At 43.0% G+C, this 920-nt stretch carries 1 protein-coding gene; it reads left to right on the top strand.

Annotated features, from left to right (window positions below):
- Positions 1 to 920: AMP-binding protein (locus MP477_RS22660; protein ID WP_257192286.1), on the top strand; the 920-nt coding region annotated here is incomplete at both ends.

The raw sequence follows: 920 nt of genomic DNA, 5'->3' as shown, positions 1-920 counted from the left end.
AAAATTGTTATTGCCGAAGAAAGTACTATAGAAAAAGTGACAAGTTCAGTGACAACAATTTCTATAAACGATTCTGTTTTCCAAACCATTCTGGAATCACAGGAAATATTGAACCCGGTTACCGAAGCTAAAGGTGATAATCTGGCGTATGTTATTTATACCAGTGGTACCACCGGACTGCCAAAAGGAGTGATGGTGGAACATAGAAATGTAGTCAATGTAGTTTCTCAGGTAAGAGAGGCTTATGGTTTCAGTGAAGGAGAGAAAATAACGGCTTATACATCGTATGTTTTTGACGTATCCGTATCCGAGTTTTTCAACAGCTTACTGTATGGCAACGAACTTCACCTGCTGGATGAAGAAACGAAGAAAGATGCCGATGCCATCAGCAGATATTTACTTTCCCATGATATTGCTTACACCTATTTACCACCAGTCATGCTGTCGGTTCTACCCCGCGTGGATTATCCTTCATTAAAAGGGTTATTATACGCAGGAGAACCGTGTGATTATGAAACCGGAAAATACTGGTCAGAAGAGAAAGTGTTGTATAACCTTTACGGACCAACCGAAGCAACGATCTATGCCACATACAAACAGGTAGACCATGGCGATGTACATCTGATCGGCCGTCCTGTAGGAAACAGTTCCGCTTATGTGCTGGATGGGAACCTTCGATTAGTTCCTGTGGGAGCCGTAGGCGAGCTTTACCTTGGCGGAGCTGGAATAGCAAGAGGCTATTTAAACCGTGCTGATCTGACCGAAGAACGTTTCATTGTCAATCCATTCCAAACGGAAGAACAGAAAGGGAAGGGAGAAAATGGAAGGCTGTACAGTACAGGAGATTTAGTACGCTGGCTTCCGGATGGCAATATAGAATACATTGGCAGAAATGACTTCCAGGTAAAGATCCGGGGTTA

The organism is Chryseobacterium sp. WG23, from assembly GCF_024586575.1.
Lineage (GTDB): Bacteria > Bacteroidota > Bacteroidia > Flavobacteriales > Weeksellaceae > Chryseobacterium.
This window is presented reverse-complemented; position numbering and strand designations above follow the sequence as displayed.